A 16,220-nucleotide genomic window follows, 5' to 3' on the forward strand; every position below is an offset into this window, starting at 1 on the left:
ATGGCAATGGAATTTTAAATACTTTTAAACTTATCTATAACATTAGATGTAATGAATAGATATCACTCGGTTTTCGTGAACCGTAACGATTGAGAAGCAGGAAATAACGGATGAATATGAGATCTTTCTGGTGGCTGGCGTTAGCTTTCACATTGCTCTGGATTTGGTTGCAATGGACGCAATTCCAAAACCCACAAACCCAGGCACCGACGACCGCCACCCAATCGACCTCGCAAACGGCGGCGGATGCCACCGTGCCGGAAGTGAATGAAGCGGATGCCGTGCCGGGCGCACATCAAGCCACGCAGGATGTGCCGACCGCCAAAGCGAAGATTCAGCAAGCGCAGCGCATCACCGTCAAAACCGACGTGTTGGATATTGTCATCGACACCCAAGGCGGTGACATCCGTGACGTGAAGCTGCTGAAGTACGCCGCGACAAAAGATCATTCCCAGCCGTTCCAATTGATGGGCGACGAAGCGCCGATGATGTACATCGCGCAAAACGGTATCGCCTTGCAGAAAAAAGCGACCCTGCCGGCTCCGACGCACAAGTCATTGTATCAATCGGCGCAAACCCACTATGAACTGACCGGTGATACGCTGGAAGTGCCGTTGACCTGGGAACAGGACGGCGTCAAGGTCACCAAAATCTATCGTTTCCAGAAAGGCCGTTACCTGATCAACATCGACTATCGCGTCGAGAATCAGGCACAAACCGAATGGAGCGGCAGTCTGTATTCGCAGTTGGTGCGCAACACCTATGATCCGGATCACAATGCGATGATGTACACCTACACCGGCCCGGTGTTGTATAACGGACATGCCGAAAGCAAATACAACAAGCACCCGTTCGATGATTTGAACACCGAACCGGTCAATAACCTGTCGGTTGAAGGCGGCTGGGCGGCGATGATTCAGCATTACTTCATGTCGGCGGTGATTCCGAACCAGGAAAGTCAGAACCGTTATTACGCCAAGCCGCTGGGTGAAGGCGATTACGTCGCCGGTGTGGTCGAGCCGATGGTATCGGTCGAGCCGGGCCAAACCGGTAATTTGACGTCCGAATTGTATATCGGGCCGATCATTCAGGATAACCTGGAAAAAATCGCGCCCGGTCTGGAACTGACCGTGGATTACGGCGTCTTGACCATCATCGCCGAACCGATTTTCTGGGTGCTGGAAAAAATCCATGCGCTGGTCGGCAACTGGGGTTGGTCGATCATCCTGTTGACGATTTTGATCAAATTGCTGTTCTACAAGCTGTCGGAAACCTCTTATCGTTCCATGGCACGCTTGAAGAAATTCCAGCCGAAGCTGCAGCAGTTGAAAGAAAACTATGGCGATGACAAGGCCATCTTCCAGCAGAAATTGATGAAGCTGTACAAGGAAGAGAAGATCAACCCATTGGGCGGTTGTCTGCCGATTCTGGTTCAGATGCCGGTGTTCATCGCGCTTTACTGGGTTCTGTTGTACTCAGCGGAAATGCGTCAGGCGCCTTGGATTCTGTGGATTCAGGATTTGTCGGCCAAAGACCCGTATTACATCCTGCCGGTGCTGATGGGGATTTCCATGTGGGTGCAGCAAAAGCTGAATCCGTCGGCGATGATGGACGAAATGCAGCAGAAGGTCATGAAAGCCTTGCCGTTTATCTTCACCATCTTCTTCATGTTCTTCCCGGCCGGTTTGGTGCTTTACTGGGTGGTCAACAACATTCTGTCGGTCGCGCAGCAATGGTACATCACCAAGAAAATTGAATCGGGCGAAGAAAAATAATAAGGAAATACCATGCAGTTAACGTACGAAAAACCGGGTAAGGATCATCCGAAATACGGCCAGGTCGACTGGCTGGTGATGGATGGCACCACGCCGATTTGTTATAAGACCCAAAACGGTTATGTGCCGTTGGAAGGCGGTGCGGTGCAAGCGGCACCGACCGCCGCGTCCGTGGACACACAGCCTTTGTATGTGCTGTCGTTCAAGATTAACGACGAAGCCGAAGAAATGACGTTCAAGTCGAAAAAGAAACTCGATAAAACGGTGGCTAAATTGAGCCAGAAACCGTTTGTGACCGACTTGCAGACCACCACCTATCAAGTGTTGGCCGGTTAAGTTTCGGTCTCGATTGTTTTCGGCGACGTCCGTCGAAAAATTTATCTGTTTAGCGCCCGTTAAGGGCGCTTTGCATTTCAGAAGCGCCAACGATTGAACAGGAATCCAGATGACGTTTGCCTCAAATGACACCATTACAGCGGTTGCCACCGCGCCGGGACGCGGCGGTGTGGGCATCGTTCGGGTGTCCGGTCCGCAGTGTCGTGCCATGGCGGAAGCGATTCTCGGCTTGACGCCGAAACCGCGCTACGCACATTATGGTCCGTTTTACGGGGTGAACGGCGAGGTGTTGGACGAAGGCATCGCGTTGTTTTTTCCGGGACCGAACTCCTTTACCGGTGAAGATGTTCTGGAATTGCAGGGGCACGGCGGACCGATCATCCTGCAATGGTTGTTGGAACGAACCGTGCAACTTGGCGCGCGGTTGGCGGAACCGGGCGAGTTTTCCAAGCAAGCGTTCTTGAACGATAAACTGGATTTGGCGCAGGCCGAAGCGATTGCCGATTTGATCGACGCCAGCTCGCAGCAGGCGGCTAAATCGGCGTTGAAGTCCTTACAGGGCGAGTTTTCCAAGCAGGTCAACGAGCTGGTTGAAGAACTGATTCAATTGCGCATTTATGTGGAAGCCGCCATCGACTTTCCGGAAGAGGAAATCGATTTTCTGTCCGACGGCAAGGTCGCCGGGGAGTTGCAGCACATTCTGGAACGGTTGCATCAAGTGTTGGCGTCCGCGCAACAAGGCGTGTTGTTACGGGAAGGGATGTCGGTGGTGATTCTGGGGCGCCCGAATGCCGGCAAGTCCAGCCTGTTGAATGCCTTGTCGGGCCGTGAATCGGCGATTGTGACCGACATCGCCGGCACCACGCGCGACATCGTCAAAGAAGAGATTCAAATCGACGGCATGCCGTTGCATGTGCTGGACACCGCCGGGTTGCGCGAAGCGACCGATGCGGTGGAGCAAATCGGTATCCAACGCGCCTGGGCGGCGATCGAAGAGGCCGATCGGATTCTGGTGGTGGTGCAGGCCAATGAGAATATTCACCCGGAAGATCAGGCGATTCTGGCGCGGATGCCATCGCATATTCCGGTGACCTTGATTCATAATAAAATCGATTTGATTGAAAAATCGCCAGGCCTGGATGAAACCGCCGAAACGGTGGAAATCTGGTTGTCGGCCAAGCATCAGCTTGGGCTGGACTTGCTCAAGCAGCATTTGAAAACCCAAATGGGTTATGCGCAAACCCAGGAAGGCGTGTTCATGGCGCGTAAACGCCATTTGGACGCTTTGAACCGTGCGCTGGAATTCGTGCAGACCGGTCAGCAGCAATTGGAAGCGTTTGCGGCCGGCGAGTTGCTGGCGGAAGACCTGCGTCAGGCACAACAGGCCTTGTCGGAAATCACCGGACAATTCACTTCGGACGATTTGCTGGGGCGCATTTTCACCTCTTTCTGTATCGGGAAGTGAGATGTTGAAACTGTTGAATTGGGTGTTCGGCTGGTTCGGGTACGAATGGGTGCGTGACACCCGGCCTTACGAACGCGAATACAGCGATAACGAATTCGACGATGGTTGGGACGATTTATACGAAACCAATCCGCGTTATCGATTACGGCGCAAAGGCGCGCCGCCTTCCGCTGATTGACGGTACCCAGTGCCGGTTGCTTTCCGCGAGTTTGAACAAAAATACATAACACATACGGAATCTCGAATTACTGATGTCAAATCGAAAAATCCCTTTGGATCACAAGATCGCCACGGAAAAACGCGCCATCAAACTGGTGATGGTCGGCGATATCCTCATGGCGGTACTGGGGCTGGTGTTCTATTATCTGACCGAATCCCAGGCCATCTTGATGGACGGGGTCTATCCGTTCATCGACTTGGTCGCCGGGTTGTTGACCTTGCGGGTGGTGAGCTTGATGGCGCAGCAGGCCAGTCAATCCCAACCATTCGGTTACGCCATTTTCGAACCGGTTTTGAACTTCATCAAAGGCGTGTTGATTCTGTTGGTCATTCTGGTGGCGTTTTACGCCTCGGTGGAAGCAATTTTCCACGGCGGCCGCCATATTGATGCTCATATCGCCGTGTTTTATTCCGTCATCGCCTCGGTGCTCGGCTTCGGTTTGGCGTATGTGTTGTACCACATGAATAAGACCGCCCAATCGTCGTTGATTCATGTCGATTTGCAGGGCTGGTTGACCGGCGGCATTCTCAGTATCGCGGTCGGTTTGTCGTTCGGCGCGGCCATCTGGATGGAAGCCATCGGTCATGAAGAGTGGGTGCCTTACACCGACCCGGTGGTCATACTGATTCTGATTTTATTGATGTTGCCGATTCCGTTGAAAATCCTCAAGGAAAACGGGTTACAGATCATCGGCCGCACCGACGACGCCGAGCTGATGCGCTTTTTGAATCAGGAAGTGGAGCAGGTGTTTGAACCGGTGGCGTATCTCGATATGAAAACCCGTTACCTGCAAGCCGGGCGGATGATGTATGTACAAGTCTATATTCAGTTGGACGACGAAACACCGTTCGATATCCGTCAGCAGGATGTTTACCGTGACCGTCTGTATCATCACCTGAAGCAAACCTACGATTACTTGTCGTTGGACGTGATTTACACCGCCCAGCCGATTTGGGTGATGCGCAGCATTGGTGAAAACCACACTGACACCACGAAAACCGAAAACTGACCAGGCCTGGCCGAAAAGCCGAGTCCTAAGAGAAGTCCCAGCATGTCGTATCCTGTCCCCGCGGAATTGAACCGCGCCGAAATCGAAATCAAAAAAAGCCGCTTCATTGCCTATGCCAAAGGCATTCGAGATCGGGCCGAGGGCATGGCGTGGCTGGACGAATTGAAAGTACAGTATCCGGATGCCCGCCATCACTGTTGGGCCTATTTGCTGGGCAACCCGCAATGCGCCAGCAACGCTGGCATGGGTGATGACGGCGAGCCTTCCGGCACCGCCGGGAAACCGATTCTGAATGTGTTGCAACACAAAGGCGTCGGCGACATCATGATTGTGGTGGTGCGATATTTCGGCGGCATCAAGCTGGGCGCGGGCGGCCTGACGCGCGCTTATGGCCAAGCCGCGCAAGCGGTGATGGAAACTTTGTCGGTGGTGGAGCAGGTGGATTTAGCCGAGTGCCGGGTCTCCTGCGATTTCGCGCAGGAACAACCGGTGCGCCACCAGCTCGGTTTGGTGGACGGTGAAGTGGTGTCGGTGGATTACCACAGCCAGGTCATGATGCAGGTGCAACTGCCCGAGCAAGCCTTGGCCGATTTTCAAGCGGCGATGGATGCACTGGGCTGTGCGCTTGAATGCGAAAACGACGGACGCTGATTTTCTGTTCTGATGGCCGGGGCGGCACGCCATCGGGAAACTTTCATAATCATGTCATAGACTTAGGTTAAGATGGCTTCATTCGGGTGGCGTTTGGAGTCAGACATGAAAAAATCCGCGGTGGACTGGGCCGAGCCGTTTTTCGGTCAGGCGTCCGATGCCGAGCGGCTGGCACAACTGCAACAGGAAATTCTTTCCTTGTTGGAAAACGCCCTTGCGTTGGCGCAATCCAAACACCGTGACGACAAAGAATCGGTGCATGCCCTGCGTGTCCTACTCAAACATCTCCGCGCCTATTGGCAACTGGTTCGATTCGCGGTGCCGCGACTGACCTTTCAAGCCGCCAAAAAACGCATGCGCCTGACCGGCAAACAGTTATCCGCCATGCGTGACCGTGAAGTTCTGATGGACACGCTTCTGGATTTGGTCGAGTCAGCGCCCGAATCCGAAAAGGCCTGTCTGATGGAGGTGCTGAAAGCCTGGATGACGGAGCCGCCACCTGCGCCGATTCCGTGGGACAAAGTGATTCACGCCCTGAAAAAGGAACGTCAGGCCTGGCGGAAATTGAAATTCGACTTTCAATCCGACACCGCCTTGCAGGATGGTTTGGCCATGACCTTTACCCGATGCCGCGCGCTGGGCAAACAGGCGTTCCAGCCGGATAACCTCGAACAACGCCACGCCTGGCGGAAATGGGTTAAATACGGTTATTATCAGTTGAAAATACTGCGCCAGCTCGGATTGCGCGGGCAACGCAAACGCATTCAGTGCCTGGATGAACTGGGCGATTTGCTCGGGCGGGAGCACGACTTCATGATTTTGGAGAGTCGCTTAAAAGAATCGCTATCCCAATCGGAACTCTGGTCGGAGCACTGGACTGCGATTCAAGCGGTTTACGAGGCGAAAATGACGGACTTTCAGGAGCAAAGCGCCGTGTTGCAGCGGCGGTTGTCGAAATTGTAGTCGTTAATTGGCGTCCATCATCCAATAGACGGTCAGCACCACGCCGCTGAAATACAGAATCAACGTCAATTGCAACATGCGCTTGTTCGCGGTGCGGGTGTTGAACCCGTCAAACGCCGGAAAGCGGCGCAGAAATCGAAATCCCAACCAAAGGGCGGCCAAAACCAAAGCCGTCAGCAACATGCCATAAATCAACGTCGTTAACACGGGTGAACCTTTCTGTTTCTCTGTAATCGTTTTCGTATAATACCTAAAATCACCATCGAAGTTTTTGAGAGATTTATGACAAACCCCGTTTCACCGCAATCCGAATCCACCGCCAACCAAAGTTTGCTGGGGCGTGCCACGCCCTATTGCCGTCAGTACGATCCGAGCATTTTGTTTCCGGTACCGCGTCAGGAAAAACGCGACGAATTGGGCGTTTCGCCGGATGCGCTACCGTTTTCCGGCCAGGATGTCTGGACCGGGTTCGAGATTTCCTGGTTGAACGATCAGGGCAAGCCGCAAGTCGGTTGGGCGCTGTTTTTCTTTCCGGCGGAGTCGCCGAACTTAATCGAGTCGAAATCCTTTAAGCTGTATCTGAATTCGTTTAACGGCACCCGCTTTGCCTCGGCGGAGGCGGTCAAACAGCACTGGATAACCGATTTATCCCAGGCCTGCGGCGGTGAGGTCAAGGTGGAATTGTACGATTTGGATGAGCCGCAAACCTTAATCGGTGCTCCGCCCGGCGAGTGCCTGGACGACTTGGACATCGAGGTGAACGATTATCAGGTTCGACCGGAGTTGCTGACGACCGTGTCGTCGACACCGGTGTCGGAAACCCTCTACAGCCATTTGCTCAAATCGAATTGTCTGGTGACCGGTCAGCCGGATTGGGGCAGCATTGTCATCCGTTATGAAGGGCCGCAAATCGACCGCGAAAACCTGTTGAAATACCTGGTGTCGTTTCGCGAACACAACGAGTTCCATGAACAATGCGTGGAACGGGTGTTCGTCGACTTGATGCGCCACTGTCAGCCGGAAAAATTGACCGTCTATGCGCGCTATGTCCGACGGGGCGGACTCGACATCAATCCTTACCGTTCCAACTTCGAGACCGACTTCGATTTGCGGCGTCTGGTTCGCCAATGACGACACCTGTTTGACCCGCATCAAGAAGGTGTCTTCTTTTCCGTTAACTTCGGTGGTCTTCCCGTGACGCTTGGTGTAAAATTTTCGTCATGAAACACCCAAGTAACATTCCGCTTTTTGCAACGTCGCAAGAATCCTTGACCGTTTCCCATTTTATGCATCATGGGCTGGAAACCTGTCCGCCGGATATGAGCATCAAATCGGTGATTGGTCTCTTGAGCCAGAAAAACATCGGCTCCATCCTGGTCGAGGACAACGGTGAAATCGAAGGCATCTGGACGCGTACCGATTTGTTGCGTCTCGACGTCTCCAAACCGGAAGTGTTACAAGCCCCCATCGCGATGGTGATGAACACGCCGGTTTGGCGTGTTCATAAAGACGAGCTGGTGTCGTCCGCCACGTATCTGTTCCACAAGAAACACATCCATCATCTGCTGGTCGTCGATTGCGACGAACGTCCGGTGGGCGTTTTGGCGCAATCCGATCTGGTCAACGCCAAGGCCAGCGAACATTTTCTGGAAGGCGTCGCCATCCGTGAATTGCTGAGCGGGCACTTGCATTTCATTGATGCTCATGCCGGCCTCAACGAGGTATTGGCGATGATGGCGGAAAAAGACGTGGACGCCTTGGTGGTGCGCAAGGAAGATGAGCTCGGAATTGTCTCGATGCGGGATTTGCTGAAGTGTTTCGCGCTGTTGGAAAATTACGACGACCTGACGGTTAAGGACATCGCTTCCTGGCCGTTGATCAGTGTGTCTCACAATCAAAGTCTGTCGTATGTGCGCCATTTCATGATGGAGCGCAAGTTCCATCATATCGGCGTGGAAGACGACGACGGCACTTTGCTGGATTTAATCAGCTTTTCCGAACTGTTGCACCGTATCGAAGAAAACTTCCATTACCAGACCAGCATCAGCATCAAAGAGAAAGAACAGCGGGTATTGGAAGCGGAAACCCTGTATCGCGACTTGTTGAGCATGTCGATGCATGGTGTGCTGATTTATCAAAACGACCGCATCGCCTACGCCAACCATGAAGTCTATAACCTGTTGGGCTATCAGGAGTGCGATCTGATGGAAAAATCGCTGTTGGACCTGGTGCCGGAGGCCGAACGGGAAGCTTTTGCCTTGCGTTTGCGGGAAATGGAACATCACCATCCGGCCTACATCGAACAGAAATTGCTGTGTCACGACAATCGCCGGGTCTCGGTGGAACTGTCGCATAAACCGATTACCTATCACGCCGAACCGGCGCACCTAGTGGTGATGAACGATTTGAGTTTCCGGCATGAAACCGAGCGCTTCCAGATGCTGACCCGTTCGGTGTTCGACAATGCCGGGGAAGGCATTCTCGTCACCGACGCCCGTAACCGTTTCGTTCTGGTCAATCGTAAGTTCGAAGACATCACTGGCTACGACTTCAAGGATGTCGCAGGCAAAGACCCGTCGATGCTCAGTTCCGGTAAGCAAGCGGAAAATTTCTATCGCGAAATGTGGGCCTCGCTGAATGCCACCGGCACCTGGCAGGGCGAAATCTGGAACCGTAAGAAAGACGGCACCATCTATCCGGAATGGTTGACCATCAACGCGGTGAAAAACAAAACCGGCGAAGTGATGCATTACGTGGGTCTGATGAACGATTTGAGCCAGCAAAAAGCCACCGAGCAGGAAATCAACCGTCTGTCGTTTTACGACATTCTGACCGGCTTGCCGAATGTGTCGCTGTTCAAAAACCGCTTGCAGCAGTCGATCAAAAAGTCCTCTCGCGAATCTCAGAAGGTCGCATTGTTGATTGTGGACATCGCCCGTTTCAAGATGTTCAACGATGCCGTGGGTTACGAATATGGCGACCAATTACTGAAAGCCGTGGCACAACGTTTGAACCAACTGCTGGATTCGGAAGATTCTGTGGCGCGTTTGGGGGCGGATAACTTCCTGATTCTGATGGAAGACATCCAGCATAAAAACGAAACCGCCGAATTCGCCGAGCAGTTGATTGAAGCTTTTCTGGAACCGTTTAGCATTGACGGTCAGGATCATGTGCTCGACGTCAAAATCGGTATCGCCTTGTCGTCTCTGGACGGCGACGAAGCCTTGGATTTGATGAAATCCGCCGACGAAGCCTTGTTTGAAGCCAAGAAATTGCCGCACAGCGGTTACGCTTTCCATTCCTCGGAACTGACCACCACCACCTCGGAATACTTCTTTTACGAAAAAGCGTTGCGTCAGGGCATTGAAAACAAAGAGCTGATTACCTATTTCCAACCGCAAATCTGCTTGAAAGCCAATCGGGTGATCGGGGCCGAAGCGCTGGTGCGTTGGTTGCATCCGGAAATGGGCGTGGTGCCCCCAAGCAAGTTTATCGGCATCAGCGAATCCACTGGCTTGATTATTCCATTGGGACGCGAGATTCTCGCCCAGGCCTGCCGCCACTGGCAGGCCTGGCAAAAACAGGGATTCGAGTTGGAGCGCATATCGGTGAACGTTTCCACCATCCAGTTGATGCATCAGGACTTTGTGTCTTCGGTGGCCGAGGTACTGGCGGAAACCGGCATCAACCCCGCGGTGCTGGAACTGGAAGTGACCGAAAGCTTCCTGTTGCAAAACGAGCAACAGGGCATTGAAGTTCTCTACGCTTTGAAGGAATTGGGTGTCGCCTTGTCGATGGACGATTTCGGGACAGGTTTCTCGTCCTTGTCCTATTTGAAGAAACTGCCGTTGGACCAGTTGAAAATCGACCAGTCTTTCGTGCAGTCGCTGCCCGACGATGCCGAAGACCTGGCCATTGTCGAAGCCATTATCGCGGTCGGAAAAGCCGTCGGGGTGGAAGTCATCGCCGAGGGCGTCGAAACCGAGTTGCAGGCCAAATTCCTGCACGACAAAGGCTGCTTGCTGGCGCAAGGCTTCGGCTTCAGTCGGCCGTTGCCGCCGGAAGAATTCCTCGGCTGGTGCCGTTCATTCAACCAGATGGATTGATTTCCGTCGAATCCATGCTTCTCCAAAATTTTCCGATTTTTCCCGGCCGTCGTTTTACAATGATGTTTTTGATTTTTTCGATAGTGAGCGCATCATGGCATTTTCCAAGCAGGAAACGACGCAGTTATTGGCCTTGAAAGGTGTGGGGCCCACGGTTATCCAACGCTTGGAAGAAATCGGTATTGATTCCTTTGACGTTTTGCGAACCTACAGTGTGGATGAGGTGGTTGAAACCGTCGCGGACAAGTTGAGAACCTCTTGTTGGAAAAACAGTCCGCAAGCACGCGCTGCTGTGGCCGCCGCCATTGAGCTGGCCGGGCAGGAGTCGCATGTTTAATCAGGCCTGGTCGAATTTCCGCCAACAGTTGAGCGCCAAACTGAAACCGGTTTGGGAAGGCTCCCTGTACCAGTGGATGCTCGGCAGTTTCGTGGTGGTGAGTTTGCCGTTGATGTTTGCGATAGTGTACGCCTTGGTGTCGATGGACAGTTACTCGAAACAGGCGCATAAAACCGTATTTCAGACGGTGATGGTCACGGAAAACAGTCGCTTGATTCTGGAACGTCTGGTGTCGATGGAACGCAGTATCCGCCAATATCAGGTGTTGAAAGAAACCTCGCTGCTGGATGCCTTTCTGACCCATCATCAAAAGTTCATCAGTCTGGTGGATGCGTCCAAACCCTACGACATCGATTCCGATTTGGCGAAGAAACTGAACCAGTTGAAGCAGCTGGAAATGGAACTGTTCGAGTCGGTGTACAACCGCGCTTTTTTCGAACAAAAACCGGTGCTGGCGGAAGACGTCGGTCAGTTTGAGATACTGACCAATCAGGCCAAGCAAATCATCGAAATGGGGTCGCGCCAGCAATCGCTCGAGGTGCAGGCCTTGTCGGAATACGAAGCGTCGGTGCGCGAACGGGTGTTTTACATCGTGCTGGCCAGCGGCTTGTTGGCGTTTTTGTTGAGCGTGGTGTTCGTGCATTTCATCACCAAGCCGATTCGCAAGACTGGTTCGGTGATTCGCCGTTTGGTGAAGGACGATTTTGAAACGCCCATCGAGATTTCCGCCGGGCCGCGCGATGTGCGCGAACTGGGCGCCAATCTGGAAGGTTTGCGGCAGGAATTGAAGCACCTCGAAAATGAGAAACAGCAGTTCATCCGCAACATCTCCCATGAACTGAAAACACCGCTGGCCACGTTGAAAGAAGGCACGGACTTGCTGTCGGAGGAACTGATCGGCTCCCTGACGTCGGAGCAGAAAGAAGTGGTGCAACTGATGCAGGTCGGTAACTTCAATATCATGAACCTGGTCGCCAACCTGTTGGAATACCAGAAAGCGGTGTCGATTCAATCCCGGCTTGATTTGGGCGACGTGGATGTGTCCAAACTGGTGGCACAACTGGTCGCCGATTATCAATTGTTGGTGCAGAACAAGGGCGTTGTCTTGGATGTGGCGGTGCCAAGGTTTAAAATTGTGGCGGACGCCGCCAAGTTGAAGATGATTTTGAGTAACTTCCTGTCCAACGCCATCAAGTTTTCCGGGTCGGGCGACCACATTGGTTTGTCGGTGACACGCACCGATACTGGATTGCGTTTTCTGGTGGAAGATCAGGGCCCGGGCATTCCGGAAGAATTGCATAAAGCGATTTTCGAAGACTTTTTCCAAGGCGACGTTCAGCCCGGCTCGACCATGAAAGGCACCGGGCTTGGATTAGCCATTGTCGGTTATTATGTGGAAAAGCACGGTGGCGAAATTCAGTTGTTGCCGCCGAATGAACATTATTCTGGAGCGCGTATTGCTTTGGATTTACCTGTGGAGCCAGTGAAATGAAATTCATCGCCATAATCGGATTGGGCTTTGCCCTGTTGACGGGATGCAGTGCTTTTTCCCCCAAGCATTCCGGGCCGTCGGACAAGATGCAGTTTCCGCTGGCGTTTCCTGAAGATCGGGATCAGGTCAGCGAACCGTTGTTTTGCAGCCTGACCGATAAAGAAGCGGTGCGGCTGCTGAAACAAGGCGCCTATTATTGCAACCTGGAAGGCGAACACCGTCAACGGGTCTGCCATAGCCTGGCGCAACAATACCGTGAAAAACAGGTCTGGCAAGCCGGGTGGCTGCTGGCGTACAGTTTTTCCGACAAAAAAAGCTGCATCACCCATAAGGAGCGGTTGGCGATTCTGAACGATTTGAACCAACGCCCGGCACAAAACCAAAACAGTCTGTTGACGTGGCTCAACGAAAGCCAGGAGCAGACACTGGAAGTCATCGACACGTTGAAAGCCAACCAGGATGTATTGGAACACAAAATAGAAGCTCAACATCATGAGCTCGAGGAACTGCGGAAGGAAAACGCTGTGCTGAAATCGCAAATTCAAGCACTGAAATCAATCGAAAAAACCTTAAATAAAAGGATAGACGATGAGCGTTGACTCGGAAGCAACGCCCGATTTTAACGGGCAACGATTATTATTGGTGGACGATGATGCCAGCTTGCTGACGTTGTTGTCCATCCGCTTGCGGTCTTTGGGGCTGGAAGTGGAAACCGTCAGCAGTGGGGCCGAAGCCTTGGCCAAACTGCCCACCTTTAACCCGCACCTGGTACTCACCGATTTGCGGATGGCCGAAATGGACGGTTTGGCGCTGTACGAACAAATTCACCTACATTATCCCACGCTGCCGGTCATTATCATGACCGCGCACGGCACCATCCAGGAAGCGGTGGACGCCACCAGCCGTGGGGTGTTCGGATTCATTACCAAACCGATTGACCACGTTGAGCTGAATGAAAAAATTCGTCAGGCCTTGAACATTCATACCCCGGTCGGGTCCGGTGACGAACAAGCCAAATGGCGCAAGAACATTATCGGCCAAAGCCACGTCATTGAAGCGCTGTTGCAGGATTTGTATCACGTCGCCCAGAGTGACATCAGTGTGTACATTCAAGGTGAAAGCGGTACGGGGAAGGAGTTGATTGCTCAAGCCATCCACGCCGCCAGCCCGCGGCGCAAAAAACCGTTTATCGCGGTCAACTGTAGCGCCATCCCGGAAGACTTGCTGGAGTCGGAGTTGTTCGGCCATAAGCGAGGGGCGTTTTCCGGTGCCATCGAAAACCGCAAAGGCTTATTCGAGCTGGCGCACGGCGGCGTTCTGTTTCTGGATGAAATCGGCGATATGTCCCCGGCGTTTCAGGTCAAGCTGCTGCGCGCCTTGCAGGAAGGCGAAATCCGTCCGGTGGGTGAGAGCAAAACCGTTTCGATTGATGTGCGGGTGGTGTCGGCCAGTCATAAGGATTTGAAGCAACTGGTGGAGGAAAAGCAATTCCGGCTGGATTTGTATTACCGCTTGAACATCGTCACCTTACGATTACCGAGTTTGACCGACCGGCCGGAAGACATTCCGCTGCTAGCAAACCACTTTATCGCGCAACAGAAGACGAAAGCCAAGAAGTTATCCAACGAAGCGATGGAAATGCTGCTGGGGTACGATTGGCCGGGGAACATCCGGGAGCTGAAAAACGTCATCGAACAGGCCTGCACTTTTGCGACGGCGCCGTTGATTCCGGCGAGTCTGATTGAAAAGGCCCTGCAACAGAAAAACCTGTCGATGATGTCATTCAATGAAGCCAAACAGAACTTCGAGCGGGATTACCTCATTCGTTTGCTGAAACTGGTCAACGGCAATGTCACTCATGCGGCGCGGATTGCGCAACGCAATCGCACCGAGTTTTATCGTTTGTTGGAACGCCACCAGTTGAAACCGGCGGAATTCAAGAAAAAATCCTCGTAGTCTTATTTCTGTCGCTGTCCGGCGACAGAATCAAAAAACCTGTCAAATCAGCGAATTATCGTTCAGTTCAATCTATCGATTCCGGAACGTTTTTATCAGGTGTCGCCATTCGGCAACAGTTTTTCAATCCTTTCAAAAATAATGCGGCCTTTAAGCGAAAAATATTTTTCTTGAGATGTCATGCACTTAGGGTTCACGCGATCTAGCGCTTTGTTGTCATGCCAGAACAATGCGTATTTTTCGGGGGATTTGGAATGTTCCAAACTGAAAAGTGTCGGGATATGCATACAAAAAAACGCTGTTTTCGGCCGATTTGAAGTCTGGGTTTTCAAAAAACAATTTTTGGTTGAAAAATATCTTTTATATCAATAGGTTATTTTATTTTTAAAAGTTGGCACAGCCGATGCTGTATAGACCTCGAAAGCAATCATCATGCGGTCGAATTGGGGGAGTTCATTCGGTCGCCTTTTGATTGTTTCACTTAATTTTTAAAAGGAGTAATCAAATGAAAAAATTTAGACTGATCACAGCATTTTTGGCTTCTATCGGTATGGCAGGCGTTGCGATGGGTGAATCGCAAGTGGATCAACTTTGGTCTGATTTGAACGCCGACAAAAATGACGCGCTGAGCGCAGACGAAGCGAAAGCGTCTGACCAGGTTCAAGCGCAATGGAGCTTGTTGGATGTCGACCAAGACGGCCAATTGAGCTACAAAGAGTTTTCAATGATCGATTTGACGAAGTAATCGATTCATTCTTATCTCCTAAGTTTTAGTTTTCGAGGCTTCGGTTGAAGCCTCTTGTAAAAGTTCCTTCTAGTTAGTTCCTCAGGGTTTGAGGGCCGTCCAGGCCCTCCTTTTTATTTCCCTCATCCAAATTTTTTGAATTTCCGTTTCCCGAAAACCACCAGGCCTGGTGAATCTTACTATTCAGGTATTTTGCATTTCCTGTTTGATTCTGTCGATAAATGCGCCGATATAGGCTTTATTTTCCGCATCTGCATGAATGGCGGCGTAGAGTTTCGACCACAAACCTTGCGTGCCGAGCCGAAGGGTCGGTAAATGCTGGAATTCCGGTAAGGTCGCCAGCAACCATTTTGGCAGGACACACACACCTTTACGGCTTTCCACCAATTGCAGCATCATCAACGTCATTTCTGATAAACGTTCGTTCGGTGAAATGTCCGCCGGCATCAGAAAATGTTTGAATACATCCAGCTTTTCTTTCGGCACCGGATAATGAATCAGGGTTTCGTGTTTCAAATCCTGCGGGGTAATCCAGTCGGATTCCGCCAGCGGGTGCCCGGCGGCGGTTACCAGAACGGATTCGTAACTGAATAATTCCTTGTAGATCACACCGCTCAATTCGATTGGGTCGGAGGTGATGACCAAATCCAGCTTCTGGCGTTGCAGGTTGGAGAGCGCCTGATTGTTCGCCGCGCCGGACAAGCTGTTGACCACGTCCATGTCCACACCCTGCCAGGCCTGTTGATAACTGCGCATCACCGGCAGCAGCCATTCAAAACAGGTGTGGCATTCCACGCCGATGAACAAACGCCCCTGCTCGCCCGCCTCGAAACTTTTCAGCGCCATCTCGGTTTGTTCCAGCTTGGGCACGATTTCCTGAGCGGTTTTCAGCAGCATTTTACCGGCGGGGGTGAATCGAATCGGCGAGCTTTTGCGCTCGAACAGCTTCAAGCCGAGACTGTGCTCCAGTTGTTTGATTTGATGCGACAGCGCCGATTGCGTCATGCATAAGGTCTGAGCAGCCAGGCTGACGCTGTTGTGTTGTTGCAGTGCCAGCAGGGTTTTGAGGTGGCGAACGTCAATCATTATTAATAATTCTCATATATTTCTGAATATTATTCGTTTGTTTTCATGTTTTGAGGATTCTATCATTGTTTTCGTACAA

At 52.1% G+C, this 16,220-nt stretch carries 16 protein-coding genes; 14 read left to right on the plus strand and 2 right to left on the minus strand.

What is annotated here, in order from left to right:
* Positions 1 to 110 precede the first annotated feature (110 nt).
* From yidC to AYJ59_RS00760, 7 genes are all read left to right on the plus strand, one after another.
* Positions 111 to 1,775, plus strand: a complete 1,665-nt coding sequence (yidC, locus tag AYJ59_RS00735; protein ID WP_029939207.1) for a membrane protein insertase YidC — start codon at positions 111 to 113, stop codon at positions 1,773 to 1,775.
* Between the two features lie 12 nt (positions 1,776 to 1,787).
* On the plus strand, positions 1,788 to 2,111 hold the full coding sequence (locus tag AYJ59_RS00740; protein ID WP_029939206.1) for a hypothetical protein: 324 nt from the start codon (positions 1,788 to 1,790) through the stop codon (positions 2,109 to 2,111).
* Between the two features lie 109 nt (positions 2,112 to 2,220).
* Positions 2,221 to 3,576 (plus strand): tRNA uridine-5-carboxymethylaminomethyl(34) synthesis GTPase MnmE, encoded by a 1,356-nt coding sequence (mnmE, locus tag AYJ59_RS00745; protein WP_127119041.1) that lies wholly within the window; start codon positions 2,221 to 2,223, stop codon positions 3,574 to 3,576.
* A 1-nt stretch (position 3,577) separates the two neighbouring features.
* Positions 3,578 to 3,754, plus strand: coding sequence for a hypothetical protein (locus tag AYJ59_RS12905; RefSeq protein ID WP_164730708.1), 177 nt, complete (start codon positions 3,578 to 3,580; stop codon positions 3,752 to 3,754).
* A gap of 73 nt (positions 3,755 to 3,827) precedes the next feature.
* Complete coding sequence (locus AYJ59_RS00750) at positions 3,828 to 4,805, plus strand: cation diffusion facilitator family transporter (protein ID WP_127119042.1); 978 nt, start codon at positions 3,828 to 3,830, stop codon at positions 4,803 to 4,805.
* 42 nt (positions 4,806 to 4,847) lie between these two features.
* On the plus strand, positions 4,848 to 5,456 hold the full coding sequence (locus AYJ59_RS00755; protein WP_127119043.1) for a YigZ family protein: 609 nt from the start codon (positions 4,848 to 4,850) through the stop codon (positions 5,454 to 5,456).
* Between the two features lie 105 nt (positions 5,457 to 5,561).
* Positions 5,562 to 6,419: a CHAD domain-containing protein gene (locus AYJ59_RS00760; RefSeq protein WP_164730709.1), complete on the plus strand. Its 858-nt coding sequence runs from the start codon at positions 5,562 to 5,564 to the stop codon at positions 6,417 to 6,419.
* 3 nt (positions 6,420 to 6,422) lie between these two features.
* Here AYJ59_RS00760 and AYJ59_RS00765 read toward each other — a convergent pair whose 3' ends face one another.
* Positions 6,423 to 6,626 carry a hypothetical protein gene (locus AYJ59_RS00765; protein WP_029939201.1) on the minus strand — a complete coding sequence of 68 codons (204 nt, stop codon included), beginning with the start codon at positions 6,624 to 6,626 and terminating at the stop codon, positions 6,423 to 6,425.
* Between the two features lie 75 nt (positions 6,627 to 6,701).
* Here AYJ59_RS00765 and queF point away from each other — a divergent pair, with 75 nt between their 5' ends.
* The 7 genes from queF (at position 6,702) to AYJ59_RS00800 (ending at position 15,055) form a co-directional block, all read left to right on the plus strand.
* The gene (gene queF / locus AYJ59_RS00770; RefSeq protein ID WP_127119045.1) at positions 6,702 to 7,550 is read left to right on the plus strand and encodes an NADPH-dependent 7-cyano-7-deazaguanine reductase QueF; all 849 of its coding nucleotides are present in this window, start codon (positions 6,702 to 6,704) and stop codon (positions 7,548 to 7,550) included.
* A gap of 89 nt (positions 7,551 to 7,639) precedes the next feature.
* Positions 7,640 to 10,525, plus strand: a complete 2,886-nt coding sequence (locus AYJ59_RS00775) for an EAL domain-containing protein (protein ID WP_127119046.1) — start codon at positions 7,640 to 7,642, stop codon at positions 10,523 to 10,525.
* 94 nt (positions 10,526 to 10,619) lie between these two features.
* The gene (locus tag AYJ59_RS00780; protein ID WP_127119047.1) at positions 10,620 to 10,862 is read left to right on the plus strand and encodes a helix-hairpin-helix domain-containing protein; all 243 of its coding nucleotides are present in this window, start codon (positions 10,620 to 10,622) and stop codon (positions 10,860 to 10,862) included.
* Entirely contained in the window at positions 10,855 to 12,354 is a 1,500-nt protein-coding gene (locus tag AYJ59_RS00785; RefSeq protein ID WP_127119048.1) for a sensor histidine kinase, read from the plus strand. The genes AYJ59_RS00780 and AYJ59_RS00785 overlap by 8 nt, the downstream gene beginning before the upstream one ends.
* On the plus strand, positions 12,351 to 12,953 hold the full coding sequence (locus tag AYJ59_RS00790) for a hypothetical protein (protein WP_127119049.1): 603 nt from the start codon (positions 12,351 to 12,353) through the stop codon (positions 12,951 to 12,953). The genes AYJ59_RS00785 and AYJ59_RS00790 overlap by 4 nt, the downstream gene beginning before the upstream one ends.
* Entirely contained in the window at positions 12,943 to 14,310 is a 1,368-nt protein-coding gene (locus tag AYJ59_RS00795) for a sigma 54-interacting transcriptional regulator (RefSeq protein WP_127119050.1), read from the plus strand. Before AYJ59_RS00790 ends, AYJ59_RS00795 begins: the two co-directional genes overlap by 11 nt.
* Before the next feature lie 505 nt (positions 14,311 to 14,815).
* Positions 14,816 to 15,055, plus strand: coding sequence for a hypothetical protein (locus AYJ59_RS00800; protein ID WP_127119051.1), 240 nt, complete (start codon positions 14,816 to 14,818; stop codon positions 15,053 to 15,055).
* 183 nt (positions 15,056 to 15,238) lie between these two features.
* Here AYJ59_RS00800 and AYJ59_RS00805 read toward each other — a convergent pair whose 3' ends face one another.
* Positions 15,239 to 16,141 (minus strand): LysR substrate-binding domain-containing protein, encoded by a 903-nt coding sequence (locus AYJ59_RS00805; protein ID WP_127119052.1) that lies wholly within the window; start codon positions 16,139 to 16,141, stop codon positions 15,239 to 15,241.
* Positions 16,142 to 16,220: the final 79 nt, after the last annotated feature.

It is taken from the genome of Thiomicrospira sp. S5, assembly GCF_003991075.1.
In the GTDB taxonomy this organism is placed as follows: domain Bacteria; phylum Pseudomonadota; class Gammaproteobacteria; order Thiomicrospirales; family Thiomicrospiraceae; genus Hydrogenovibrio; species Hydrogenovibrio thermophilus.

Coding starts and splice junctions, on each gene's coding strand:
- yidC (WP_029939207.1), top strand. CDS start 111: ATGAATATGAGATCTTTCTGGTGGCTGGCGTTAGCTTTCACATTGCTC.
- AYJ59_RS00740 (WP_029939206.1), top strand. CDS start 1,788: ATGCAGTTAACGTACGAAAAACCGGGTAAGGATCATCCGAAATACGGC.
- mnmE (WP_127119041.1), top strand. CDS start 2,221: ATGACGTTTGCCTCAAATGACACCATTACAGCGGTTGCCACCGCGCCG.
- AYJ59_RS12905 (WP_164730708.1), top strand. CDS start 3,578: ATGTTGAAACTGTTGAATTGGGTGTTCGGCTGGTTCGGGTACGAATGG.
- AYJ59_RS00750 (WP_127119042.1), top strand. CDS start 3,828: ATGTCAAATCGAAAAATCCCTTTGGATCACAAGATCGCCACGGAAAAA.
- AYJ59_RS00755 (WP_127119043.1), top strand. CDS start 4,848: ATGTCGTATCCTGTCCCCGCGGAATTGAACCGCGCCGAAATCGAAATC.
- AYJ59_RS00760 (WP_164730709.1), top strand. CDS start 5,562: ATGAAAAAATCCGCGGTGGACTGGGCCGAGCCGTTTTTCGGTCAGGCG.
- queF (WP_127119045.1), top strand. CDS start 6,702: ATGACAAACCCCGTTTCACCGCAATCCGAATCCACCGCCAACCAAAGT.
- AYJ59_RS00775 (WP_127119046.1), top strand. CDS start 7,640: ATGAAACACCCAAGTAACATTCCGCTTTTTGCAACGTCGCAAGAATCC.
- AYJ59_RS00780 (WP_127119047.1), top strand. CDS start 10,620: ATGGCATTTTCCAAGCAGGAAACGACGCAGTTATTGGCCTTGAAAGGT.
- AYJ59_RS00785 (WP_127119048.1), top strand. CDS start 10,855: ATGTTTAATCAGGCCTGGTCGAATTTCCGCCAACAGTTGAGCGCCAAA.
- AYJ59_RS00790 (WP_127119049.1), top strand. CDS start 12,351: ATGAAATTCATCGCCATAATCGGATTGGGCTTTGCCCTGTTGACGGGA.
- AYJ59_RS00795 (WP_127119050.1), top strand. CDS start 12,943: ATGAGCGTTGACTCGGAAGCAACGCCCGATTTTAACGGGCAACGATTA.
- AYJ59_RS00800 (WP_127119051.1), top strand. CDS start 14,816: ATGAAAAAATTTAGACTGATCACAGCATTTTTGGCTTCTATCGGTATG.
- AYJ59_RS00805 (WP_127119052.1), bottom strand. CDS start 16,141: ATGATTGACGTTCGCCACCTCAAAACCCTGCTGGCACTGCAACAACAC.